The sequence below is a fragment of the Streptomyces sp. TSRI0107 genome, assembly GCF_001905845.1.
Taxonomy (GTDB): domain Bacteria; phylum Actinomycetota; class Actinomycetes; order Streptomycetales; family Streptomycetaceae; genus Streptomyces.
Genome location: NZ_LIVZ01000009.1, coordinates 21,092 through 45,374, shown reverse-complemented (window position 1 = coordinate 45,374; position 24,283 = coordinate 21,092). Strand labels below are relative to the sequence as shown.

Genomic DNA, 24,283 nt, shown 5'->3' with positions numbered 1-24,283 from the left:
CCGCTCTCTGTGCGCTTGTGCTAGAAACCGCTCACCCTAGCGCGGACCCGGGCCCCACGCCGCACCCTCCATCCCCTGCGGAGGTAATCCCGCATGCCCTCCTCCCTCTCCCGCCGCACCGTCCTGCGCGCGGCCCTCGTGGCCGCCGCCACCGCACCCCTGCCGCTCGCGGCGACCGGCACCGCCCACGCCGCCGACGCCTACGACACCCTCCGCCTGAAGTGGCGCGACCTCCTCCTCGGCACCGGCTACGACCCCACGGCCGAGCCCTACGCCGCCCGCCTCGCCGCCCTCGGCGTCACCGCGGCCGGACTGCGCGCCACCATGGCCCCGGCCGCCGGCTCGCTGTGGCCCGGCCTCGGCTACGCCGACCCCGAACCGGACACCGACAGCGAGTCCTACACCTACTCCGGCAACCTCCAGACCAGCTACCAGCGGCTGCGCACCCTCACCGAGGCCTACGTCCAGCCCGGCACCGGCCTGACCGGCGACGCCGGGCTGCTCGCCGACATCCTCACCGGCCTCGACCACCTCCACGACGAGGCCTACAACGCGGGCCGGGCCCGCTACGGCAACTGGTACAACTGGCAGATCGGCATCCCGCAGGCCCTGCTCGACATCTGCGCCCACCTGTACGACCACCTCGGCGCCGCCCGCATCGCGAACCACACGGCCGCGGTCGACCACTTCGTCCCCGACAGCGCCGTCGCCGCCTACACCGGCACCTCCACCGGCGCCAACCGCGTCGACCTGTGCCGGGTCCTCGCCCTGCGCGGTGTGATCGGCAGGAGCTCCGCGAAGATCACCCTCGCGAGGGACGCCCTGAGCCCCGTCTTCCCGTACGTCACCTCCGGGGACGGCCTGTACGCCGACGGCAGCTTCATCCAGCACACCTACGTGCCCTACGCCGGTTCGTACGGCGCCGTCATGCTCGGCGGCCTGTCCCTGCTGTTCGCCCTGCTCAAGGGATCGGCCTGGGAGGTGACCGACCCGAACCGGCAGATCGTCCTCGACTCCGTCGAGAAGGCGTACGCGCCGTTCCTGTTCAACGGCCTCGCCATGGACAGCGTCTCCGGCCGGGCGGTCAGCCGCGGGGTGCAGAGGACCGACACCCGCGGGATCCTCCAGGACGATCATCTGCGCGGTCACTCGATCATCGCGTGCGTCGCGCTGCTCGCCCAGAGCGCCTCGACGGCCGAACGCACCCGCTGGGAAGGCATGGTCAAGGGCTGGATCAGCCGCGCCTACTACCGTCCCCTCCTGACCAGCGACGCCCTCGGCGTCGCCCAGCTCGCCCGCCTGAAGGCGATCGCCGACGGCACGACCGCCGCCACCCCCGAGCCCACCGGCCACCGCCTCTTCCCCGGCATGGACCGGGCCGTGCACCGCAGGCCCGCCTGGGCGGCGAACGTGTCCATGGCCTCGAACCGCGTCACCTACTACGAGAACGGCAACGGCGAGAACACCCGCGCCTGGCACAGCGGTTCCGGAATGCTCTACTGGTGGGGCGGCACCTACGGCAACGGCCAGTACAGCGACGCCTTCTGGCCCACGGTCGACCCCACCCGGCTGCCCGGCACCACCGCCTCCCGCAAGCCCCTGGCCGACGGCGAGGGCGGCACCTGGGGCGCGGCCCGCCCCGACGTGCGCTGGGTGGGCGGCGCCACCGACGGCACGTACGCCGCCGTCGGCCAGTACCTCAAGGGCCTGTCCTCCACCCTGCTGGCCAAGAAGTCCTGGTTCTTCCTCGACGACGCGATCGTCTGCCTCGGCGCCGGCATCCACGGCCGCGACGGCACCGGCGTCGAGACGACCGTCGACAACCGCAACCTCGGCGCGAACGGCACCCACGTCCTCACCACCGACGGCACCGCCCAGCCGACCGCGCTCGGCTGGACCGCCACCCTCACCGGCACCGGATGGGCCCACCTCGCGGGCTTCGGCGGCTACGTCTTCCCCGGCGGAGCCACGCTCCGGGCGCTGCGCGAGGCCCGTACCGGCGCCTGGTCGGACATCAACACCGGCGGCACGACCGACCCGGTCACCCGCCGCTACCTCACCCTGTGGTTCGACCACGGCACCGACCCGACCCGGGCCGACTACGCCTACGTGGTCCTGCCGGGGGCGAGCACCGCGCAGACGGCCGCCCGCGCGGCCGACACCGGCTGGCTGACGGTCCTGGCCAACACCGACGACCAGCAGGGCGTCCGGGTCCCCTCCCTCGGCCTCACCGGCGTCAACTTCTGGTTCGGCGGCACGGTGGGTGACGTCACGGCGAGCGCCCCGGCGAGCGTGCTGATCCGCCAGACCGGTCCGACGGCCACCGTCTGCGTCTCCGGACCCCTGCGCGACGGCGCGCCGATCGACGTGACGTGGCACCGCGCGGTACCGGCGGTGACGTCCCACGACTCGTCGGTGCAGGTGCTGTCGACCGGGGCGTCCCTGTCGCTGCGGATCACTCCGGGAACCCTGGGCGCGGTGCACAAGGCGGACGTCCGCCTCGGCTAGGTCCTCACCGGATCTCGCCTACGCGCCCTAGGTGTCGCACTCCAGCACCGTCCGGCACAGCGCGCACCGCGCCCGCATCCGCCCCCGCACCGGCACCCTGATCCGCTGATGGCAGGTCGGGCAGGGGAACGACACCCGCAGCGGGCCCTGCGCGTCGGGCGTGAACGCGTAGGGCGCGCCGGGCGCGGTGACGCCGGTGTGCCGGTCCTGGGCATGCCGCCGGTCGCGGGCGTAGCGGCGGCGGCCCGCCCAGCCGGCCGCCGTCAGCGGGGGCTGCTCCCCGTCATGGCGGGCCAGGGCCATGCCCCTGGTGTACGCCGTGTACGCCTGCGGGCTGGTGAACCACGTCGACGGGTCCTCCCCGAACACCAGGGACCGCTTGGCGAGTACGTAGCCGAACTCCTCCGGGGTCAGATAGCCGAGCTTCTGGCTGGAGGCCGCGTCCTCCCGGTAGGCGTCCAGCAGCAGCCACCCGGCGCCCAGGTACGTCGTCACCGTGTCCGTCAGGATCTCGTTGTCGCGGGTGCCGGCGAACGCCAGGCCCAGGCGGTGCAGATAGACGTGCGTCACCTCGTGCGCCAGGGCCGCGCCGATGTCCCGGCGATGGGTGCGGAAACGGTCGTTCAGCTCGACGAAGTACTCGGGCCCCGCCGCCAGTTCGACGTTCGCCGCGTGGGTCATCTCGCGGAAGCTCACGACGAGCCGGGCGTCCGGCAGCCGGTAGTGCAGCACCAGCTCCCGGGCCACCCGCTGGGCCCCGAGATACAGGTCGTCGGTGTCGCAGAAGGCCACGTCGGCCGGGGCCACGCTGGTCGCGAAGGTCTGGACGGTGTCGTACGACAGGCGCTTGTACAGCGCGGTGACGGCGGCCCGCACCGTCTCCAGATGTGGGTAGCCGTGCTCGACCGGTCCGCCGTTCGCCACGCCGACCCCCAGGACGTCTGGAACCCGTTTCCCACTCTACGAGCAGGGGAGCGGATTTTCGCCCGAGGGGTTCCTTCCGCACGACGTGAGATCCGTCCTTGTCATGAACGGCATCTGATCACATACTGCGAGCCGCCCAACCCCCCACGAAAGGACATACGTTGACACTTACCTCGACCACCGCCGCCAAGAGAGGCGGCCTGGCGCTGGCGAAGAAGGCCGCCGCGGCCGGTGCCGTCGCCCTCGCGGTCGCCAGCCTCCAGCCGGTCAGCGCGCACGCCGCGGACGCGCGTGTCATCGGCGGGAAGCCCGCCGCGCAGAACGAGTACCCCTTCATGGTCCACCTCTCCATGGGCTGCGGCGGGGCGCTCTACAAGAAGGACATCGTCCTGACCGCCGCCCACTGCATGGACGGCTCCGGCAACAACACCAGCATCACCGTCACCGCCGGTGTCGCCGACCTGAACTCCTCCTCCGCGATCAAGGTCAAGTCGACCAAGGTCAAGGTGGCGCCCGGCTACGACGGCACGGGCAAGGACTGGGCGCTGATCAAGCTCGCCAAGCCGATCGACAAGCCCACGCTGAAGATCGCCACCACCACCCGCTACAACCGCGGCACCTTCACCATCGCGGGCTGGGGCGACACCAAGGAGGGTGCCAGCACCGGCACCACCAAGCTCCAGAAGGCGTCCGTCCCCTTCGTCAGCGACCGGGCCTGCAAGTGGCACTACGGCAACCGCCTGGTGCCCAAGGAGGAGCTGTGCGCCGGCTACACCAGCGGCGGCATCGACACCTGCCAGGGTGACTCCGGCGGTCCCATGTTCCGCAAGGACGACGCGGGCAAGTGGATCCAGGTCGGCATCGTCAGCTGGGGCGACGGCTGCGCCCGCACCGGCGTGCCCGGCGTCTACACCGAGGTCAGCACCTTCGCCAAGGACATAGCCAAGGCCGCGTCGGCGCTGTAACCGGCCGACGCGAGACGCACGGCGGAGCCGCCCCCAGGGGGAGACGGCTCCGCCGTTGACGTTCCGGCGCCCGTGCGGAGCTCACTCGCACCCGGCGAAAACCGTTCGGCCCCCGCCCCGCCCCCTGGCACAATCCGGCGCGTGACCGCCGAACAGCAGCACCCCGGCGCCGCCCCGCTCACCCTGCGGACCGGCGGCCAGGACGAAGCCCTGGAAAAGCTCCTCGACGACGAACTCACCGCCTTCAACGGCGCGGCCTGCGGCGCCGGGGCCCCAAAGGAGTTCAGCGTCCGGGTCGACGACGCCGCCGGTGAACCGGTGGGCGGCCTCACCGGGTGGACCTGGGGCGGCCTGTGCGCCGTCCACCTGCTGTGGGTGCGCGAGGACGTGCGGGGCGACGGGTGGGGGAGCCGGCTGATGCGGGCCGCCGAGGAGGAGGGCGTGCGGCGCGGCTGCACCGACATGGTCGTCTCGACGTACACCTTCCAGGCCCCGGAGTTCTACCTGAGGCTCGGCTTCCGGGAGACGGGGCGCACCCCCGGCGTTCCCGGCGGCCACGCCGACGTGTCGTTCCACAAGGTGATCGGCACATGAGCGACCGGGACGCCGCCCCGTAGGGTGCCCCCCATGACCACCAGCAACACCGGTACCGGTGACGTCGACCCCGCCGTCCGCGAGGAGCTCGCCAGGCTGCGGGACAGCATCGACAACATCGACGCGGCCGTCGTCCACATGCTCGCCGAGCGCTTCAAGTGCACCCAGCAGGTCGGCCGCCTCAAGGCCGTGCACCAGCTGCCGCCCGCCGACCCCGCGCGCGAGGCGCGGCAGATCGAGCGGCTGCGGGCGCTCGCGGAGAGCGCCAAGCTGGACCCCGCGTTCGCGGAGAAGCTGCTGAACTTCATCATCGCCGAGGTGATCAGGCACCACGAGCGGATCGCCGAGGACGCGGTGAACGGCCGGACGGCGACCGCCGGCTGACCGCGAACGCCGGTCGGCCCCGGCGCCCGGCCCGGGGCGGGACGCGCCCGCCCCGCACCCCCCTCCGTACCTCTCCCCGTCCCCCTCCCCCCTCCGCCTCTGTCCCGTGCCGATGCCATCAGGCAGCATGTGCTGCATGTCCGTACTCACGCGCGACGAAGCGCAGACCCGTGCCCAGCTCCTCGACGTCCACCGGTACACGATCGGCCTCGATCTGACGACCGGGGACGAGACCTTCGACTCCCTCACCGTCATCCGGTTCACCACCCGCACGGACGCGGACACCTTCGTCGAGCTCAAGCCCGCCGAGCTGCGCTCCGTCACCCTCGACGGACAGCCCCTCGACCCGGAGACCCTGGTCGAGAACCGCCTGCCGCTGAAGAACCTCACGGCCGGCGAGCACGAGCTGCGCGTCGACGCGGCGATGCGCTACTCCCGCACCGGCGAGGGCATGCACCGCTTCACCGACCCCACCGACGGCGAGACGTACGTCTACACCCAGCTCTTCATGGAGGACGTCCAGCGCGTCTTCGCCGCCTTCGACCAGCCCGACCTCAAGTCCGTCTTCGAGCTGTCGGTGAAGGCCCCCGACGGCTGGACCGTCCTCGCCAACGGCGTCACCGAGCACACCGACGGCGTGTGGAAGGCCGCGCCGACCCCGCTGATCTCCACCTACCTCGTCGCCGTCGCCGCCGGCCCCTGGCACTCGGTGCGCACCGAGCACCGCGGCCTGCCCTTCGGCATCCACTGCCGCCGCTCCCTCGCCCCCTACCTGGACGCGGACGCCGAGGAGATCCTCGAGATCACCCAGCAGTGCTACGACCGCTACCACGAGAAGTTCGAGGAGCCGTACCCCTTCGACTCCTACGACCAGGCGTTCGTCCCCGAGTTCAACGCCGGCGCGATGGAGAACCCCGGACTGGTCACCTTCCGCGACGAGTTCGTCTACCGCTCCGCCGTCACCGACACCGAGCGGCAGACCCGCGCGATGGTCATCGCCCACGAGATGGCCCACATGTGGTTCGGCGACCTCGTCACCCTCAAGTGGTGGGACGACATCTGGCTGAACGAGTCCTTCGCCGAGTACATGGGCTACCAGACCCTCACCGAGGCCACCCGCTTCACCGACACCTGGACCGACTTCGGCGTCGTCCGCAAGGCCTGGGGCTACGACGCCGACCAGCGCCCCTCCACCCACCCCGTCGCCCCCGAGGCCGTCGAGGACACCGCCGCCGCACTGCTCAACTTCGACGGCATCTCCTACGCCAAGGGTGCCTCCGCGCTGCGCCAGCTGGTCACCTGGCTCGGCGAGAAGGACTTCCTCGCCGGCATCAACGCCCACTTCGCCCGGCACCGGTTCGGCAACGCAACCCTCGCCGACTTCATCGACTCCCTCGCCTCCGCCACCGAGCGGGACGTGCACGCCTGGGCGGACGCCTGGCTGCGCACCACCGGCGTCGACACCCTCACCCCGCGCGTCACCGCCGGCGCCGACGGCACCTGCGCCCTGACCGTCGACCACGCGGGCAGCCGCCCGCACCGCATCGCCGTCGGCCTGTACGACCTGGACGTCGCCGACGAGGGCCGCCTCACCCTGCGCGAACGCCTCGAACTCGACGTGCCGCAGACCGCCGCGCAGCCCATCGGCAAGCGGCCCACCCTGCTGCTGCCCAACGACGGCGACCTCACCTACGCCAAGGTCCGCTTCGACGCGGAGTCCTTCGAGGCGGTCCGCACCGGCCTGTCCGGACTGCCCGAGCCGCTCAGCCGCGCGGTGGTGTGGAACGCGCTCCGCGACGCCGTCCGCGACGGCGAACTCCCGGCCTCCGCCTATCTGGAGACCGCCCGCGCCCACCTCCCGCGCGAGACCGACCTCGCCCTCGTCCAGGGCGTCCTCGGCTTCGCGACCGGCCAGGTCGCCGACCGCTACCTGGCCCCCGAGGCCCGCCCGGCGGCCCTCGCCACCGTCGCCGGCCTCTGCCGCGACCTGCTGCGCCGCACCGAGGACGGCGACCACCCCGGCCTGCGTCTGATCGCCGTACGCCACTTCATCGACGTCGCCGCCCACCCGGAGACCATCGCCGCGTGGCTCGCCGACGGCACCGTGCCCGGCGGCCCCGAGCTCGACCCGGAGCTGCGCTGGCGCATCCTCGGCCGGCTCGCCGTCCTCGGCGCCACCGACGAGGCCGCCATCGCCGCCGAACTGGACCGCGACCCGAGCGCCACCGGGCAGGAGGGCGCCGCCCGCTGCCGCGCCGCCGTGCCCGACCCGGAGGCCAAGGAACGCGCCTGGGAGGCGATGTTCGCCCACGACGACCTGTCCAACTACCTGTTCACGGCCACCGCCCGCGGCTTCTGGCAGCCCGAACAGGCCGAGCTGGTACGCCCGTACGTGGCGCGCTTCTACGACGACGCGCTCGCCGTCGCCGCCCGGCGCGGCCCCGCCATCGCCGACGCCGCCGGCCGCTGGGCGTTCCCCGCGCACGCCGTCGACGCCGAGAACCTGGCCCTCGGCGAGCGGTGCCTGCGCGACGGCGACCCCATCCCCGCGCTGCGCCGCAAGCTCGTCGACCAGCTCGACGACCTGGCCCGCGCGCTGCGGGTCCGGGAGGCCGCGTCCTAGGGCGTGTCCGCAAAGTAGCGCCGTCTGCCCGGAGGGCAGGGCTCGCGGCGTCTGGTGCGTGCGATCGCAAGGCGGAGGGCCGCCCGCGTACTGGGCGTACGCGGGCGGCCCGACAACGCGGCTGGGGGTCCCCCCTGCTCGAAGAGCTTGGGGGAGTGCGTGCCAGGCGTCGCGAGCCAGGCGGGACTTTGCGGACACGCCCTAGGGCCGCGCCCCTTGGAGCCCTAGGGCGTTCGACGTAGGGCGCGGCTCCTCCCATCAGCCGACGCGGGCGGCTGATCGGTCTTCCTAGGCTCGACCGGGCGAAGACCGATCAGCCCAGCGCCCCCAGGAGGCAACCCGTGATCGTGGTGACCGGAGCCACCGGCAACGTCGGCCGTGCCCTCGTCGGCCGTCTCATCGCCCGCGAGCACCCGGTCCGGGCACTGACCCGGGACCCGGCGCGTGCCGCGCTGCCCGAGGGAGCCGAGGTGGCGCGGCTGGACCTCGACGACCCCGCGCCGCTGTTCGCCGGTGCCTCCAGGCTGTTCCTGTACGCGCAGGGTGCCGGGGACCGCACCGGCGCCTTCCTCGCCGCCGCGCGCGAGGCCGGGGTGCGGCACGTCGTGATGCTCTCCTCCGGGATTATCCAGGACGGCGCCGACGAGACCCACCCGATCCACGTCATGCACGCCACCGTCGAACGCCAGGTCCGCGACAGCGGCCTGGAGTGGACTTTCCTGCGTCCCAACGCGTTCGCCACCAACGCCTTCCAGTGGCTCCCGCAGATCCGCTCCGGCGACACCGTGCGCGGTGTCTTCGCCGACGCGCCCGCCGCGCCGATCCACGAGGACGACATCGCCGCCGTCGCCGAACGCGCCCTCCTCGACGACGGCCACGAAGGCGCCGTGCACCGGCTCACCGGGCCGGAGGCGGTCACCCACGCCGGTCAGGTCGCGGCGATCGGCCGGGCGATCGGCCGGGACCTGCGCTTCGTCGAGGTCCCGCCGCACGAGGCGGGCCCCGACCTCTTCCCGCACGTCCCGGAGGGCATGCTGCGCGTCCTGCTGAAGACGATGGGGGACATGGTCGGCACCGAACCCGAGATCACCCGGACCGTGGAGAAGGTCACCGGCACCCCGGCCCGCACCTTCACCGAGTGGGCCGAGGACCACGCGGCGGACTTCCGGCGCTGAAGCCGGCGGTACCCCCTTTCGGGTACTGATTCCACGCTTCCCGGGCGCGCGGCCACGGCCGTGTACAAGCTGACCGCATGCACATGCCGCCTCTCGCCTCGGGCCCCCAAGGCCCCGGCGCGCTGCGGCCGTTGCTCGACACGGTCCTCGACGCGCTGGCGGCCGGCGGCCGGGCGCGAGGCGGCCCGCTCCCGAGGGGCGGCCCCGACGCGGTCGCCGCGCGGCTGCGGGCGGCGGTGGGGGAGGTGCTCCCCGACGAAGGCGACCCGGACGCCCTGCGCCTGCTCGTGCACGCCCTCGCGGCGGGCGCCGCCGACCCCGCCGACCCGCTCTGCGCCGCCCACCTGCACTGCCCGCCGCTCGCCGTCGCCACCGCCGCCGACCTCGCCGCGAGCGTCCTGAACCCGTCCCTGGACTCCTGGGACCAGGCCCCCTCCGCCTCCGCCCTGGAGGCGCTGGTGACGGAGACGCTCGCGGCGGAGGTGTACGGCCGCGCGGACGCCCCCGGACCACAGACGGACGAGGCCCCCGGCCCCGACTGCCTCGTCACCACCGGCGGCACCGAGTCCAACCACCTCGCTCTCCTCCTCGCCCGCGAGGCCCTGGGCGGCGGCGTGCGCCTGGTCCTCGGGGCCAACGCGCACCACTCGCTCACCCGCGCCGCGTGGCTGCTCGGCCTGCCGGAACCCGTCGTCGTCCCCGCACCCGCGGGCACCCTCGACCCGGCCGCCCTCGGCGACGCCCTCACGGCCCTGCGCGGCCCGCTGCTCGTCGCCGCCACCGCCGGCACCACCGACGCCGGGATCATCGACCCGCTCCCGGAGATCGCCGCCCGCTGCCGGGCCCACGGCGCCCGGCTGCACATCGACGCCGCCTACGGGGGCGGCCTGCTGTTCAGCGACCGGTACCGGGCCCTCCTCGACGGACTCGACGCCGCCGACACGGTCACCCTCGACCTGCACAAACTCGGCTGGCAGCCGGTCGCCGCCGGACTCCTCGCGGTGCGCGACGCCCGCGACCTCGCCGCCCTGCACCAACGCGCCGACTACCTCAACGCCGACGACGACACCGAGGCCGGGCTGCCCGACCTGCTCGGCCGCTCCCTGCGCACCACCCGCCGCCCCGACGCCCTCAAGATCGCCGTCACCCTCAAGGCCCTCGGCCGCGCCGGGCTCGGCGCCCTCGTCGACCGGGTCTGCGACCGCGCCCGCGAACTGGCCGGCCTGATCGCCGCGCGCCCCGCCCTCGAACTGTACGACCGGCCCGCGATCAGCACGGTCCTTTTCCGGCCCGCACGGGCCGCCGACGACGCCGTGGCCGCCGTACGCCGCGCCCTCCTCGCCGACGGCCGGGCCGTCCTCGGCCGGGCCCGCATCGACGGCCGGCTCTGGCTGAAGGCCACCCTGCTCGACCCGCACGCCCGGCCCGACGACCTGGCCGCGCTCCTGGAACTGGTGGAAGGACACACCCCCCGATGACCCCGGCCCCCGCCCCCCGAGCCCCCCGGACCGAACCCGAAGCACCCCGCGACCTGGTCGGCGTGGGCATCGGACCGTTCAACCTCTCCCTCGCCGCCCTCGCCCACCCGCTCACCGAACTCGACGCCGTCTTCTACGACCAGCGCCCCGCCTTCGACTGGCACCCCGGCCTGCTCCTCGACGACGCCACCATCCAGGTGCCGTTCCTCGCCGACCTGGTGACCCTCGCCGACCCGGCCAGCCCCTGGTCGTTCCTCAGCTACCTCAAGAGCCGCGACCGGCTCTTCCCCTTCTACTTCGCCGAGCGCTTCCACATCCGGCGCGCCGAGTACGACGCCTACTGCCGCTGGGTGTCGCAGAGCGTGCCCGGACTGCGCTTCGGCCACCAGGTCGACGCCGTCCGCTGGAACCCGGAACGCGATGTCTTCGAGGTCGACTTCACCCAGCTCGACGCCGACGGGGAGGCGGAGGCCCTGGGCCGGACGTACACCCGCAACGTCGTCCTCGGCATCGGCAGCGAGCCGTACGTCCCCGACCCGCTGCGCCCCCTCGTCGAGGCGCCCGGCGTGCCCGTCGTGCACGCCGCCGACTACCTCGCCCACCGCGACGCCCTGCTCGCCGCCGGGCACGTCACCGTCGTCGGTGCCGGGCAGTCCGGCGCCGAGATCTTCCTCGACCTGCTGCGCGGCCGCCCGGCCGGCCGGGAGAGGCTGCACTGGCTCGGCCGCACCGAGGCGTTCGCGCCCATGGAGTACTCCAAGCTCGGCCTGGAGCACTTCACCCCCGACTACGCCCGCTACTTCCACGCCCTCGCCGAACCGGTCCGCGACGGACTCGTCGCCGCCCAGTGGCAGCTCCACAAGGGCATCGACGCCGGAACCATCGCCGCCGTCCACGACGAGCTGTACGGCCGCACCCTGCACGGCGGCTGGCCCGACGCCGTCCTCACCCCCGGAGTCAGGGTGCGCACCGCCGGCCGGATCGCCACCACCAGGATCGAACTGCACCTGGAGCACCTCCAGCAGGGCACCCGCTCCCGGCTCACCACCGACGCCGTCGTCCTCGCCACCGGCTACCGCGAGCGCCCCCTCGGCCGCATCCTCGCCGGTCTCGACCCCTACCTGCGCCGCGACAGCCGCGAGCGCCCGCGCGTGGACGACGAGTTCCGGCTGGTCCTGGACCCGTCCGTGACCGGCTCGGTGTACGTGCAGAACGCCGGACCGCACTCCCACGGCGTCGGCACCCCCGACCTCGGCCTCGCCGCCTGGCGCGGCGCGAGCATCCTGAACTCCCTCACCGGCAAGGAGCCCTACCCGCTGCCCGACCGCACCGCGTTCACCACGTTCGGCCTGGAACAGGGACGGCCCCGGATCCCGTCCGCCCAGCACCCGAAGGCGCTGACTCCGCTGGCGGACGGAATCTGAGGCCGTTCTCCGAGCCGGGCTCAGAAGACCGGCGTGCCGTTGCGCGTCAGCTTCCAGTCCACCGACGCGAAGTCCTTCGGGTCCAGCACGCCCTTCGCCGTCACCCACTCGGCGATCCGGGTGCGGATCTCCGTCGACTCCGCCCACAGCTCCGGCGCCGAGGCGACGTGCGGGAACGCGCCGCCGCCGTTGGCCCGGTAGTTGTTCACCGCGAGCACGAACCGCGCCGCGTCGTCCAGCGGGGCACCGCCGTACGTGAGGTTCCTGATCCGGGAGCCGGCCGGCTGGGCGATGTCGATGTCGTACGACAGGCCGGAGACGTAGTCGTAGTTGTAGTCGGGACGGCCGTTCGCGTTGGTCAGCTTGTCCACGTCGACCGGCGCGCCGGCCGCCGTCTGCACGAAGTACTCCGCCGAGTACTCCAGGTACGCCCGCAGCTGCGCGCCCGTCATCAGCTTGGCGACCAGCGTGTTGTCGTACACGTACAGGCTGGACAGGTCCCGGATCGTCACGTCGCCGGCCGGGATCTCACTGGTCCGGGAGAACGGCGAGGCCTGCGCCAGCACCGGCAGCGAGGCGTGCTCGGTGCCCGCCAGGGCCGCCTTCACCACGTCCTCCTGGACCTTGGTGATCAGATCGATGATCGGGGCGTCCTTGTACCGGGCGTCGACCGTCGTCAGGGTGTCGGTGGCGGTACCGACGACCTGGTTGACGTACGCCACGACCTTGGCGTGCTCGTCGTCGAGCAGCTTGCCGATGTACGGGTGGTCCTCGACGGTGTTGGAGTTGCGCAGCGACGCCTTCACCGACTCGACGTGCCAGCGGCCCTTGCGGAAGACCAGCTCGAAGTCGAACAGGGTCAGCCGCTCGGCGTAGCACAGGGGTTCGGACAGGACGACGGTCCGGCCGGTCTTCTCGTTGGTGACCAGCAGCTCCTCGATCTCCACATGCGCGTGGCCGACCAGGATCGCGTCGATCCCGGGCACCTGCTTCGCCACGTTCGCGGCGGCGTTCTCCACGTGCGGCAGCTGGTCGCCGTAGGAGGACGTGCCGGAGGAACCGCTGTGCGCCGACACCACGACCACGTCCGCGCCCATCGAACGCAGCTTCGGCACCCACTTCGCGGCCTGCTCCTCCAGACCCGGGAACGCCAGCTTCCCCTGCACGTACGCCTTGTCCCAGATCGCGATGCCCGGGTTGGTCAGGCCGAGCACGGCGACCTTGACCGGCGGCAGGCCCGGCACCTTGAACTTCTTCATGAAGTACGGCGGGAACGCGGGCTTCAGCGTCTTCGCGTCCACCGCGTTCGCGCCGAGCAGCGGGAAGTCGCACTGCTCCTCGAACCTGCGCAGGGTCTCGATGCCGTAGTTGAACTCGTGGTTGCCGAGCGCCACCGCGTCATAGCCGATGGCGTTCATCGCCTGCGCCATCGGGTGCACCGGGCCGCCCTCGGCGGTGATCGGGTCGACCTTCGCGTAGTAGTACGTCAGCGGGGTGCCCTGGATCGTGTCACCGGCGTCCAGCAGCAGGGTGTTGCGGCGGCCCTTCTCCTCGCGGACCTGCTCCACCAGCGTGGCGATCCGCGCCAGGCCCTTCGCGTTGCCCTTGGCGTCGGTGTACTCCGCGTCCTTGAAGTAGTCCCAGTTGAAGATGTTGCCGTGCAGGTCGGTGGTGCCCATCACGGTGAACGAGTACCGCTTGGCCGGCTTCGCGCCCTTCTCCGTCTCCGCGGCCTGAGCCGACGGCGCCGCCGCCGCACCGGCGAGCGCCACCCCGGCTCCGGTCACGGCGGACTTCTTCAGGAACTTCCGGCGGTTCAACGGCATGTCGTGCTCTCCTCGGTGCCACGGTCGATGACGCGCGTAGACGAAACGCGCGTAGATTCTGACCCGGACATGCCCGACCGCAACAGGTCCGCGAGGTTTCGATCTGGTGACCTCACCGGTGAAACCCTGGTGCGCCGCCGGGGGGTTGGACCCCGCGCACGAGTGACAGAGTGGGTCCCATGACCAGCCCCGCCGCAGCCGAAGACCAGCCCGCCGTCCCCTACGGCACCCCCGACGCCCCGCGTATCGCCGTCCGCGGCGAGGCGCGCCTCGAAGTCGACCCGGAGATCGCCCGGCTCGGCATCACCGTCAGCGCCCGCGGCCGCGACCGGCGCGCCGCCCTGGACGACCTCACCCGCCGCAACGCCACCGTCCTGGAGCTCGTGAAGTCCTACGGCGACGCGGTGGAACGGCTGGAGACCGGCGCCTTCTCCATCACCCCCGAACTCGTCAAGCACGGCCGCGGCGAACGCGTCCGCACCTACCACGGCGGCGTCCGCGTCACCGCCGAACTGTCCGACTTCACGGCGCTCGGCGAACTCACCACCCGTCTGGCCGACCTCGACCTCACCCGGGTCGACGGCCCCTGGTGGGCGCTGCGCCGCGACTCACCCGCCTACCGCGACGCCCGCCGGCAGGCGGTCCGGGAGGCGGTGCAGCGTGCCCGCGAGTACGCCGACGCGCTGGGCACCACCCTCGCGGCCCTCGTCGAACTCGCCGACATCGGCGCGGAGGGGCCGGAGGCGTCCTTCCCGCGGGCTCCCGGCCGGGCGCGGGCCGCGGCCCTCGCCGGCCCCGCGGAGCCCGGCGCGGCACCGCCGCTCGACCTGGAACCGCAGCGGCAGCACGTGTTCGCCGCGGTCAACGCCCGCTTCACCATGGCGCCGCCCCGGCTGTGAGGAGAATGCCGGGCCGGCCCGGAAGTCGAATAAGCGGTCGAGTCCGGAAAGGGAGTACCGGCAAATGGGTTGCTCGAAATGCTCATCAGAGCGCCCTGCCGCACAATTCAACGCTTGTCAACACCCCTTCACGCAAAGGTTGTTGAGTAGTCATGCCCGGCCAATTGTCTACCCGCCGGTAAGTCATAGGCTCGAAACATGCGCCGAGCAAAGATCGTTTGTACCCTTGGGCCCGCCACCGACTCGTACGACCAGATCAAGGCCCTGGTCGACGCCGGAATGGACGTCGCCCGCTTCAACCTCAGCCACGGCGGCCACGCCGAACACGAGGAGCGCTACCACCGGGTGCGCAAGGCCGCCGACGAGACGGGCCGCAGCGTCGGGATCCTCGCCGACCTTCAAGGCCCGAAGATCCGGCTCGGCCGTTTCACCGAAGGCCCTGTACTCCTCGAACGCGGCGACACCTTCACCATCACCGTCGAGGACGGCGCCGAGGGCGACCGGCACTCCTGCGGCACCACCTACAAGGGGCTCGCCGCCGACGTCACCCCCGGCGAACGCATCCTGGTCGACGACGGCAAGGTCACCCTGGAGGTCACCGAGGTCGACGGCCCCCGCGTCCGCACCACCGTCGTCGAGGGCGGCATGGTCTCCGACCACAAGGGCCTCAACCTCCCCGGCGTCGCCGTCTCCGTGCCCGCCCTGTCCGAGAAGGACGAGGCCGACCTGCGCTGGGCCCTGCGCAACGGCTTCGACGTCATCGCCCTGTCCTTCGTCCGCAGCGGCCGGGACGCCGAGGACGTCCACCGCATCATGGACGAGGAGGGCCGCCGCCTCCCGGTCATCGCCAAGATCGAGAAGCCGCAGGCGGTCGAGAACATCGAGGACATCGTCGCCGCCTTCGACGGCATCATGGTCGCGCGAGGGGACCTGGGCGTCGAGATGCCGCTGGAGCAGGTCCCGATCGTCCAGAAGCGCGCGATCAAGCTGGCCAAGCGCAACGCCAAGCCGGTCATCGTCGCCACCCAGATGCTGGACTCGATGATCGAGAACTCGCGGCCGACCCGTGCCGAGGCCAGCGACGTGGCCAACGCGGTGATCGACGGCACGGACGCGGTGATGCTGTCCGGCGAGACGAGCGTGGGCAAGTACGCGGTGGAGACGGTCCGCACGATGGCGAAGATCGTCGAGGCCGCCGAGGAGGACCTGCTCGCCAGGGGCCTGCCGCCGCTGACCGAGCGCAACAAGCCCCGCACCCAGGGCGGAGCCGTCGCCCGCGCCGCCGCCGAGATGGGCGACTTCCTCGGCGCGAAGTTCCTGGTCGCCTTCACCCAGTCCGGCGACACGGTCCGCCGCCTCTCCCGCTACCGCTCCCCGATCCCGCTCCTCGCCTTCACCCCGGACCCGGCCACCCGCTCCCAGCTCAGCATGTCGTGGGGCGTGGAGACCTTCCTCGGGCCGCACGTCGGGTCGACGGACGCCATGGTCGCCCAGGTGGACGAACTCCTCACCGAATACGGCCGCTGCCAGAAGGGCGACACGGTCGTCATCACCGCCGGCTCCCCGCCCGGTGTGTCCGGCACGACCAATCTGGTTCACGTCCACCACATCGGAGAGGACCGCGGTACGCGATAAGCCGCGGAGAACGAAGAAAAGCGGATGTTCACATGAGTGTGGACATCCGCTTTTGGCGTGACCTTGGAGATTAAGGAAAAGTACCCCGGGTCGGATTCGAACCGACGCTGGATGGTGTTTGAGACCATTGCCTCTACCGCTGGGCTACCGGGGCCCCCTTCAAAAAGAAGGTTGGCGGCTACCCGCCGTGTCCCCACCTTACCGCAGCTAGGTAGGCTCTTGTCAGCAGTACCCCTGCCCTGAACAAGGAGCCCCCGTGACCGCCGAGTCGCCCCAGCCCGTAGACGCGCCCGACGACGACAAGTCGCACGTGCCTCCGCTGACGACCCGAGTCGTCATCGCCGAGGACGAGGCCCTGATCCGGCTCGACCTCAAAGAGATGCTGGAGGAAGAGGGCTACACGGTCGTCGGCGAGGCCGGCGACGGCGAGCAGGCCGTGGAGCTGGCCCGCGAGCACCGGCCCGACCTGGTGATCCTCGATGTGAAGATGCCGAAGCTCGACGGCATCTCCGCGGCCGAGAAGATCACCGAGGAGTCCATCGCCCCGGTGCTGATGCTCACCGCCTTCTCCCAGCGCGACCTCGTCGAGCGGGCCCGGGACGCCGGTGCGATGGCGTACCTGGTGAAGCCGTTCAGCAAGAGCGACGTCGTACCGGCGATCGAGATGGCCGTCTCCCGGTACACGCAGCTCAAGGAGCTGGAGAAGGAGGTCGCCGACCTCACCCAGCGACTGGAGACCCGCAAGCTCGTCGACCGGGCGAAGTCCATCCTGCAGACGGAGTACGGCCTGACCGAGCCGGCCGCGTTCCGCTGGATCCAGAAGACCTCCATGGACCGCCGGATGTCCATGCAGCAGGTCGCCGAGGCCGTCATCCAGGACGCCGAGGAGAAGAAGGCCGCCAAGGGCTGACGCCCGGCACCGCACCGGCATGAGTGAGGCCCGCGCCCCCCGAGGGGGACGCGGGCCTCACCCGTAGGGGCGATCAGTCCTCGCCGAGGTACGCCTTCCGAACCGACTCGTCGTGCAGCAGGTCCTGGCCCGTGCCCGACAGGACGATCTTGCCGACCTCCATGACATGGCCGTGGTCGGCCAGCGAGAGCGCGGCCTGGGCGTTCTGCTCGATGAGCAGGATGGTGGTGCCCTGGGACTTCAGCTCCTGGATGGTCGCCATGATCTTCTGCATCATGATCGGCGACAGGCCCATGGAGGGCTCGTCGAGCATCAGCAGCTTGGGCCGGGACATCAGCGCCCTGCCCATGGCGAGCATCTGCTGCTCACCGCCCGAGAGGGTGCCCGCGGCCTGCTTCCGGCGCTCCCCGAGGATGGGGAACAGGTCGTAGGCGCGCTGGATGTCCTTCTCGATGCCCTCCTTGTCGCTGCGCAGGAAGGCGCCGAGACGGAGGTTGTCCTCGATGGTCATCCGGGGGAAGATGTGCCGCCCCTCGGGGGAGTGGGCGAGGCCCAGCGAGACGACCTTGTGGGCGGGGACCTTCTTCAGCGACTTGCCGTCGAAGCGGATCTCGCCGGACACCGGCGTGAGCAGCCCGGACAGCGTGCGCAGCGTGGTGGTCTTGCCCGCGCCGTTGGTGCCGATGAGGGTGACGACCTCGCCCGCGTTCACCTTGAACGAGATGCCTTTGACGGCCTCGATCTTGCCGTAGGCGACCCTGAGGTCCTCGACCTCCAGCAGTGCGGTCACTTGTCGTCTCCCTCTGTGGTGCTGTGCGCCTCGGCCTCGGCCTCCGCGGCCTCGACCTCGGCGGCCTCCTCCTTGCCCGGCGCGCCCTCGAAGGGCGTACCGAGGTAGGCGGCGATGACCCGCTCGTCGGCCTGGACGACCTCGGCGGGGCCCTCGACGATCTTCTCGCCCTGGACGAGCACGGCGACCCGGTCGCAGAGGTTCATGATGAACCGGATGTCGTGCTCGATGACGAGGACGGCGATGCCTTTGTCCCGGATCGCGAAGATCAGCTCCTCGGCGGCCCGGGTCTCCTGCGGGTTCATGCCGGCGGTCGGCTCGTCGAGGAGGAGCAGACCCGGCTCGCTCGCCAGCGCCCGGGCGATCTCCAGCTTGCGCTGCTCGCCGTAGGGCAGGTTGCGGGCGAGGTGGTCGGCCTTGGCGGCGAGACCGGTGAACTCCAGGAGTTCCATGGCGCGTTCCCGGGACTCCTGCTCGGCCTTCTTGAAGCCGGGCAGGCGCAGCAGGGCCGACCAGAGGCCTTCCCTGGTGCGGGTGTGCCGTCCGACCAGCACGTTCTCCAGAACGGTCATGTTGGCGAAGAGCCGGATGTTCTGGAACGTACGGGCGATGCCGGCCTGGGTGACCAGGTGCGGCTTGGGCGGCAGGACGGTGCCCTTGTAGGAGACCTTGCCCTCGGTCGGCACGTACAGGCCGGTGAGGCAGTTGAAGAAGGTCGTCTTCCCGGCGCCGTTGGGGCCGATGAGGCCGACGATCTCCCCGGTGTTCACGGTGAGGTCGACGCCGCGGACGGCGGTGAGGCCGCCGAAGCGCATCGTGACGCCGCTGGCGTCGAGCACCGTGGTGCTGGTGGGTGCGGTCGTGGTGGTGGTCATGGCGGTCACGCCCCTGCCTTGGCGACGCCGGTCGCGCCCTCGGGCAGCGACTTGTCCTCCGGTACGTCGAGCTGTCCGGTCTCGTGGAATTCGAGCTGCTTCCTGCGGTCGGCGACCAGGCCCTCGGGGCGGAAGCGCATCAGGAGCATCAGCGCGATGCCGAAGAGGAGCAGCTGGTACTCCGCCATGAACTGCAGCTTGGCCGGGATCAGGTAGAGCAGCGCGGCACCGATGAGCGGGCCGCTGATGGTGCCCATGCCGCCGAGGATGACGGCGGCGAGCAGGAAGGCCGAGTTCGGCGGCACGGAACCGGCGAACTGGTACTGCTCGGGGGTGACGCTGTACGACACGTGCGCCTGGACGGTGCCGGCCAGACCGGCGAGGCAGGCGCCGAGCGCGAAGGCGAGCAGCTTCAGACGGAAGCCGTTGATGCCCATGGCGGTGGCGGCGGTCTCGTCCTCGCGGATGGCGACCCAGGCACGGCCGATGCGGGACTCCGCGGAGCGGCGGAAGACCAGCACGACGATCGCCGTGAACAGCAGCATCAGCAGGTAGTAGTTGCCGGAGCGGGTCAGCTCGTGGCCGAGGACGTTGTGCGGGATCCCGAGGTTGAACCCGAAGACCTCCAGGTCGGGGATGTTCGGGATGCCGTTGGAGCCGTTGGTGACGTCCGGACCGCTGTTGCCGTTCAGGTTGTTCATGGTGATGCGGAAGATCTCACCGAAACCGAGCGTCACGATGGCGAGGTAGTCGCCGCGCAGCCGCAGGGTCGGGGCGCCGATCACCACGCCGAAGATCAGCGAGGCGAGGGCACCGGTGAGGACGGCCGCCCAGAACGGGAACTCGACGCCGATGCTCGACTGCGGGGAGCCGGAGACCAGGGCTGCCGCGTAGGCGCCGACGCCGAGGAAGGCGACGTAACCGAGGTCGAGCAGGCCGGCGAGGCCGACGACCACGTTCAGGCCCAGGGCGACCGTGGCGAAGATCAGGATGTTGGCGCCGATCAGCGCGAACTGGTCGTTCGACTGGGTGAACGGGAAGCAGATCGCCGCGACGAACGCCGCCGCCATGGTGACGTTGCGGTGCTTGGCGGTCAGCGCCGAGAGCCGCTTGAGCAGGCCCGCGCGGGTGACGGCGGTGAAACCGAGCGCGGTGACGATCAGGAAGCCGATGAACAGCTCGGAGTACTCGGTGCCGATGCCGTACGCGAAGACGTACAGGCCGACACCGAAGCCGGCGGCGATGATCAGGATCTCCGCCCAGGAGGGCAGTTCCTTGGCGCGGGTGGGCTCGGGTGCGGTGAACGCGTGGCGGACGCGGCCCCACAGGCTCGGGTCCGGGTCGCCGGCGTCGTAGGGCTGGTCGGCCGGGAGGCCGAGGGCGCCGACGAGGGCGAGCAGGGCGCCGGCGCCGGAGACGTAGGCACCGGGCTCCAGGTTGACCAGGCCGCCGAGTTCGTAGCTGATCGCGCCGAGCGCGTAGCCGGTGACGCCGAGGACGCCGAGGGCGCTCAGCAGGACGGGGCTGTTGGTGCCGCCGGGGGTGAGCCAGCGAAGGCCCCGGATGCCGTAGCCGGAGACGGCGAACAGCAGCGTCAGCAGTGCTCCCACGAGCGTGAGCACCTGCAGGCCGCCGGGGTAGCCCGTCACCGTGAGGTTGCCGGGGAACTCCCTGGTCCAGGTCCAGGCGAGGAAGGTGCCGACGAAGGCGACGGCGGAGCCCGCGACGGCGATCGCGCGGGCCGCGGCGGGCGGCAGCGGGACGATCGGGGTGGTCGGTGCGGTGGCCACCTTGGTGGTGGCGTCGGTCTTGGTGGTGTTCGTGGTCATGGGTATCACGCCCGATCCGCGACGCGTTCGCCGAGCAGGCCCTGTGGTCTGAAGAGCAGGACGAGGATGAGCAGCGAGAAGGCCCACACGTCCTTCCAGGCGCCGCCGCCGAAGAGTTCCATGCCGGGGATGTCACCGATGTATCCGGTGGCGAGGGACTCGGCGACGCCGAGGACGATGCCGCCGAGCATGGCGCCGTAGATGTTGCCGATGCCGCCGAGCACGGCTGCGGTGAAGGCCTTGAGGCCCATCAGGAAGCCCATGCGGAAGCCGACCTGACCGTTCTTCAGGCCGTAGGCGACGGCGGCGATGGCGGCGAACGCGGCACCGATGGCGAAGGCCATGACGATGATGCGGTCGGTGTTGATGCCCATCAGCTTGGCCGTGTCGGGGTCCTGGGCGGTGGCCTGCATACCGCGGCCGGAGCGGGTCTTCGTGACGAAGAGGCCGAGCGCGACCATGCACAGCGGGGCGGCGATCAGGACGAAGAGGTCACCGCGCTGGATGTTGGCGCCGAGGATCTCGATGGGGTCGCCGTCGAACTGCGGGAAGGAGACGTCCTTCTTCGCGTCCGGGTACCACATCCACACGACCTGCTGGAGGACGATGGACAGGCCGATCGCGGTGATCAGCGGTGCGAGCCGTGGCGCGGTGCGCAGCGGTCGGTAGGCGAAGCGTTCCGCCGCGGTGGCGACGGCCACCGAGGCGAGGATGCCGCCGACGATCATGAGGGGGACGGCCGCGCCGAGCGCGAAGCCGTCGGGGAGTATCAGCCAGACGGTGAGGGCCCCGAAGCCCCCGACCATGAAGATCTCGCCGTGGGCGAAGTTGATGAGCTGAACGATGCCGTAGACCATCGTGTAGCCGATCGCGATGAGTCCGTACATCGCGCCGAGGATGAGTCCATTGGCCAGCTGTTGCGGCAGTTCGTGCACCGCAGGGCCTCCGTGGAGTGGTTCGGATATGGCGCCGCGCGGGAGCGCTGGTGGGCGCTACCCGCGCGGCCTGATCAATGTGTGAGGGGGATGCTCTCTCTACTCGTCCCCTGCTCAGTCCACCTTGGGGGAGGCGCTGTACTCCGGCGCCCAGGCGTTGTCCTTGACCTTGTACGCGGTCATCAGCGTGTTGGTCGTGTCGCCGAACTCGTCGAAGGAGATGGTGCCGGTGACGCCGTCGAACTTGACCTTGGCCATGGCGTCCAGGACGGCCTTGCGGCCGTCGGACGGAAGCTTGCCGTCGTTGCCCTCGACCGCCAGCTTGACGGCCTCGATGATCGACCAGGTGGCGTCGTACGTCAGACCGCCGTAGGCCTCGTAGTCGTCCTCGAAGTTCTCGGCCTCGTAGTTCTTGATGAACGTCTTGGCGGAGTCGAGCTGCTCGACCGGCTTGCCGACGGAGGTGGCGAGGTCGCCCTCGGCCTTCTTGTTCAGCTTCGGGAACTCGGCGGAGTAGATGCCGTCGCCGCCCATGAGCGGGATCTTCTGGCCGCTGTCCTTGAGCTGCTGGCTCAGCGGGCCGGCGGCCGGGTACTCGCCGCCGTAGTAGAGGGCCTCGGCGCCGGTCTTCTTGATCTTGGCCACGACGGAGTTGAAGTCGCGGTCGTCGGGGTTGATGTGGTCGCTGCCGACGATCTTGCCACCGAGCTTGGTGAAGTTCGTCTTGAAGGAGGCGGCGAGACCGGCGCCGTAGGTCTTCTGGTCGTCGATCAGGTAGACCTTCTTGATGCCGGCCTTCTGGTACAGGTACTCGGCGGCGAAGGCGCCCTGGATCTCGTCCGTGGTGGCGGTGCGGAAGAACGTCTTGAACTGGCGGACCGAGTTGCCGGTCTTCCAGCCGTCGCCCTGGGTCAGCTCGGTACCGGTGTTGGCCGGGGAGACCTGGACCAGGCCGGCGTCGTTGAACGGCTTCTGCATCTGCTGCGAGACGCTGGAGTTCAGCGGGCCGACGACGCCGAGGACGTCCTTGTTGCTGATGAACTTCTGGGCGTTCTGCTGGCCGACGGACGGCTGGGCCTGGTCGTCCAGGGCCTCCAGCTTGAACTCGACGCCCTCGACGAACTCCTCCTTGTTGGCCGTCTTGACGGCCAGCTCGGCAGAGTTGCGGATGCCGAGGCCGAGGGCGGAGAGGTCACCCGTCAGAGGGGCGTCGACGCCGATCACGACAGTGGTCTTGTCGCCACCGCCGCCGCCGCCGTTGCTGCTGTCGTCGCGCGACCCGCATGCGGTGAGGGTGAGCGATCCCGCCGCGAGCGCGGCCGTGATGGCAATGAGCGAACGTTGACGCACGAATCAGGTCCTTTCCCTGGCACGCCGGCTCCCTGTGGAGCACGCCGAGTCGAGCGCGGGACCGAAGTGACTTCGAATCCGTTGGCGCGGTGACTGGCCGTGACTCTAAGCGTGTGTGGGGAACGTGGAGGAGACCCTGTCGAAGGCTGTGACTCTCTTGTTATGACACGGCGTAATGCAGAGCGGTACTCGACGGGTGGAAGAGCGGAATTCTGGCCGATTCGCCCGTTCCATATCGTGAGACGCGCAGGCCTTCATTGCCTCTATCAGTAGTGTTCTTGCCATTTGCTGATGTCGCGGAATCGTTGCTGCAGGCTACTTGAGAGGCCTGGGGGAGCGGCCGTACGGCGGGGTCCGCCGGGTGTGAGGGGATGCCGAAAAGGGCGCCTTTGTATTGCGCGCGTATTACGAAGAGTTACACCCGTGAAAGGGAATCTGAGGTTCCGGAGGTGCTTTCGCGCATTCGATCACCGGCATGGGAAGGGTGATCTTGCGGAGGAATCCGGTTTTCGGCGGTCTTCGCCGGTCTTCGGCGGTCTTCGCCGGTCTTCGTCCGGAAAGACGGGTGAGGTTCCGTCACGGAAAGGCTCCGGAACACGCGAAAGCCGCCGCGCCGGCCCGAGGCAACGGGCCGGTACACGGCGGCTCTTGGGAGACCTGGCGGGTCGTCAGCCCAGCGAGCTCGCGCGCTTCTCGTCGCTCGGGGTCACCTCGCGCAGCAGACAGGTCAGCCGCGCGGTGCACACCCGCCGGTCCTCCTCGTCGCTGATCACGATCTCGTACGTCGCCGTGGACCGCCCCCGGTGCACGGGCGTGGCCACACCGGTGACCATGCCCGAGCGCACGCCGCGGTGATGCGTGCAATTCAGGTCGACGCCGACGGCGATCTTCGAGACACCGCCGTGCAGCATCGAACCCACCGAGCCCAGCGTCTCGGCCAGGACCGCCGAGGCGCCGCCGTGCAGCAGCCCGTACGGCTGGGTGTTGCCCTCCACCGGCATGACGCCGACGACCCGGTCCGCCGAGGCCTCCAGGATCTGCACGCCCATCCGCGTGCCGAGGTGCCCGGCGGAGAACAGGGCGGGCAGGTCGACGCCCAGCGCCGCGTACTCGTCGATGACCTCTTGCGGGAACTTCACGGTGTGCTGCTCGCCCATGG

Annotated in this window: 19 protein-coding genes and 1 tRNA gene; 11 read left to right on the top strand and 9 right to left on the bottom strand. The window is 71.0% G+C overall.

Annotated features, from left to right (window positions below; genetic code table 11):
• Nucleotides 1-93: 93 nt before the first annotated feature.
• Nucleotides 94-2,508, top strand: a complete 2,415-nt coding sequence (locus AMK31_RS24445) for a polysaccharide lyase 8 family protein (protein ID WP_073942784.1) — start codon at nucleotides 94-96, stop codon at nucleotides 2,506-2,508.
• A gap of 27 nt (nucleotides 2,509-2,535) precedes the next feature.
• On the opposite strand, the gene AMK31_RS24440 is transcribed toward AMK31_RS24445, so the two are convergent.
• Nucleotides 2,536-3,432 (bottom strand): hypothetical protein, encoded by an 897-nt coding sequence (locus AMK31_RS24440; RefSeq protein WP_073942783.1) that lies wholly within the window; start codon nucleotides 3,430-3,432, stop codon nucleotides 2,536-2,538.
• A 200-nt stretch (nucleotides 3,433-3,632) separates the two neighbouring features.
• Between AMK31_RS24440 and AMK31_RS24435 the strand changes: the two genes are divergently transcribed.
• The 7 genes from AMK31_RS24435 to AMK31_RS24405 all read left to right on the top strand — a co-directional run bounded on the left by AMK31_RS24435 (nucleotide 3,633) and on the right by AMK31_RS24405 (nucleotide 12,075).
• Nucleotides 3,633-4,397, top strand: a complete 765-nt coding sequence (locus tag AMK31_RS24435) for a S1 family peptidase (protein ID WP_073943039.1) — start codon at nucleotides 3,633-3,635, stop codon at nucleotides 4,395-4,397.
• 141 nt (nucleotides 4,398-4,538) lie between these two features.
• Nucleotides 4,539-4,991 carry a GNAT family N-acetyltransferase gene (locus tag AMK31_RS24430; RefSeq protein ID WP_073942782.1) on the top strand — a complete coding sequence of 151 codons (453 nt, stop codon included), beginning with the start codon at nucleotides 4,539-4,541 and terminating at the stop codon, nucleotides 4,989-4,991.
• Nucleotides 4,992-5,024: 33 nt separating this feature from the next.
• The gene (locus tag AMK31_RS24425; protein ID WP_073942781.1) at nucleotides 5,025-5,375 is read left to right on the top strand and encodes a chorismate mutase; all 351 of its coding nucleotides are present in this window, start codon (nucleotides 5,025-5,027) and stop codon (nucleotides 5,373-5,375) included.
• Nucleotides 5,376-5,511: 136 nt separating this feature from the next.
• Nucleotides 5,512-7,998 (top strand): aminopeptidase N, encoded by a 2,487-nt coding sequence (pepN, locus tag AMK31_RS24420; protein ID WP_073942780.1) that lies wholly within the window; start codon nucleotides 5,512-5,514, stop codon nucleotides 7,996-7,998.
• A gap of 341 nt (nucleotides 7,999-8,339) precedes the next feature.
• Entirely contained in the window at nucleotides 8,340-9,173 is an 834-nt protein-coding gene (locus AMK31_RS24415) for an NmrA family NAD(P)-binding protein (protein ID WP_073942779.1), read from the top strand.
• A 77-nt stretch (nucleotides 9,174-9,250) separates the two neighbouring features.
• Nucleotides 9,251-10,651, top strand: a complete 1,401-nt coding sequence (locus AMK31_RS24410; protein WP_073942778.1) for a pyridoxal phosphate-dependent decarboxylase family protein — start codon at nucleotides 9,251-9,253, stop codon at nucleotides 10,649-10,651.
• Entirely contained in the window at nucleotides 10,648-12,075 is a 1,428-nt protein-coding gene (locus AMK31_RS24405; RefSeq protein WP_073942777.1) for a lysine N(6)-hydroxylase/L-ornithine N(5)-oxygenase family protein, read from the top strand. The genes AMK31_RS24410 and AMK31_RS24405 overlap by 4 nt, the downstream gene beginning before the upstream one ends.
• Nucleotides 12,076-12,095: 20 nt before the next feature.
• On the opposite strand, the gene AMK31_RS24400 is transcribed toward AMK31_RS24405, so the two are convergent.
• Nucleotides 12,096-13,901, bottom strand: coding sequence for a bifunctional metallophosphatase/5'-nucleotidase (locus AMK31_RS24400; protein WP_073942776.1), 1,806 nt, complete (start codon nucleotides 13,899-13,901; stop codon nucleotides 12,096-12,098).
• A 179-nt stretch (nucleotides 13,902-14,080) separates the two neighbouring features.
• On the opposite strand from AMK31_RS24400, the gene AMK31_RS24395 reads away from it, so the two are divergent.
• Nucleotides 14,081-14,800, top strand: coding sequence for an SIMPL domain-containing protein (locus AMK31_RS24395; protein WP_073942775.1), 720 nt, complete (start codon nucleotides 14,081-14,083; stop codon nucleotides 14,798-14,800).
• Between the two features lie 198 nt (nucleotides 14,801-14,998).
• On the top strand, nucleotides 14,999-16,435 hold the full coding sequence (gene pyk, locus AMK31_RS24390; RefSeq protein WP_073942774.1) for a pyruvate kinase: 1,437 nt from the start codon (nucleotides 14,999-15,001) through the stop codon (nucleotides 16,433-16,435).
• An 81-nt stretch (nucleotides 16,436-16,516) separates the two neighbouring features.
• On the opposite strand, the gene AMK31_RS24385 is transcribed toward pyk, so the two are convergent.
• A tRNA-Leu gene (locus tag AMK31_RS24385) sits at nucleotides 16,517-16,589 on the bottom strand.
• A 102-nt stretch (nucleotides 16,590-16,691) separates the two neighbouring features.
• Between AMK31_RS24385 and AMK31_RS24380 the strand changes: the two genes are divergently transcribed.
• Nucleotides 16,692-17,345 carry an ANTAR domain-containing response regulator gene (locus AMK31_RS24380; protein ID WP_073942773.1) on the top strand — a complete coding sequence of 218 codons (654 nt, stop codon included), beginning with the start codon at nucleotides 16,692-16,694 and terminating at the stop codon, nucleotides 17,343-17,345.
• A 73-nt stretch (nucleotides 17,346-17,418) separates the two neighbouring features.
• Here the strand turns inward: AMK31_RS24380 and AMK31_RS24375 are convergent, their stop codons facing one another.
• The 6 genes from AMK31_RS24375 to AMK31_RS24350 all read right to left on the bottom strand — a co-directional run bounded on the left by AMK31_RS24375 (nucleotide 17,419) and on the right by AMK31_RS24350 (nucleotide 24,281).
• Entirely contained in the window at nucleotides 17,419-18,135 is a 717-nt protein-coding gene (locus AMK31_RS24375; RefSeq protein WP_073942772.1) for an ABC transporter ATP-binding protein, read from the bottom strand.
• On the bottom strand, nucleotides 18,132-19,010 hold the full coding sequence (locus AMK31_RS24370) for an ABC transporter ATP-binding protein (protein WP_073943038.1): 879 nt from the start codon (nucleotides 19,008-19,010) through the stop codon (nucleotides 18,132-18,134). The genes AMK31_RS24375 and AMK31_RS24370 overlap by 4 nt, the downstream gene beginning before the upstream one ends.
• Nucleotides 19,011-19,015: 5 nt before the next feature.
• Nucleotides 19,016-20,839 carry a branched-chain amino acid ABC transporter permease gene (locus AMK31_RS24365; protein WP_073942771.1) on the bottom strand — a complete coding sequence of 608 codons (1,824 nt, stop codon included), beginning with the start codon at nucleotides 20,837-20,839 and terminating at the stop codon, nucleotides 19,016-19,018.
• Between the two features lie 5 nt (nucleotides 20,840-20,844).
• Nucleotides 20,845-21,774 carry a branched-chain amino acid ABC transporter permease gene (locus AMK31_RS24360; RefSeq protein WP_073942770.1) on the bottom strand — a complete coding sequence of 310 codons (930 nt, stop codon included), beginning with the start codon at nucleotides 21,772-21,774 and terminating at the stop codon, nucleotides 20,845-20,847.
• Nucleotides 21,775-21,888: 114 nt separating this feature from the next.
• Nucleotides 21,889-23,124 carry a branched-chain amino acid ABC transporter substrate-binding protein gene (locus AMK31_RS24355; protein ID WP_073942769.1) on the bottom strand — a complete coding sequence of 412 codons (1,236 nt, stop codon included), beginning with the start codon at nucleotides 23,122-23,124 and terminating at the stop codon, nucleotides 21,889-21,891.
• Nucleotides 23,125-23,792: 668 nt separating this feature from the next.
• Complete coding sequence (locus tag AMK31_RS24350; RefSeq protein ID WP_073942768.1) at nucleotides 23,793-24,281, bottom strand: hotdog fold thioesterase; 489 nt, start codon at nucleotides 24,279-24,281, stop codon at nucleotides 23,793-23,795.
• Between the last annotated feature and the right edge of the window lie 2 nt (nucleotides 24,282-24,283).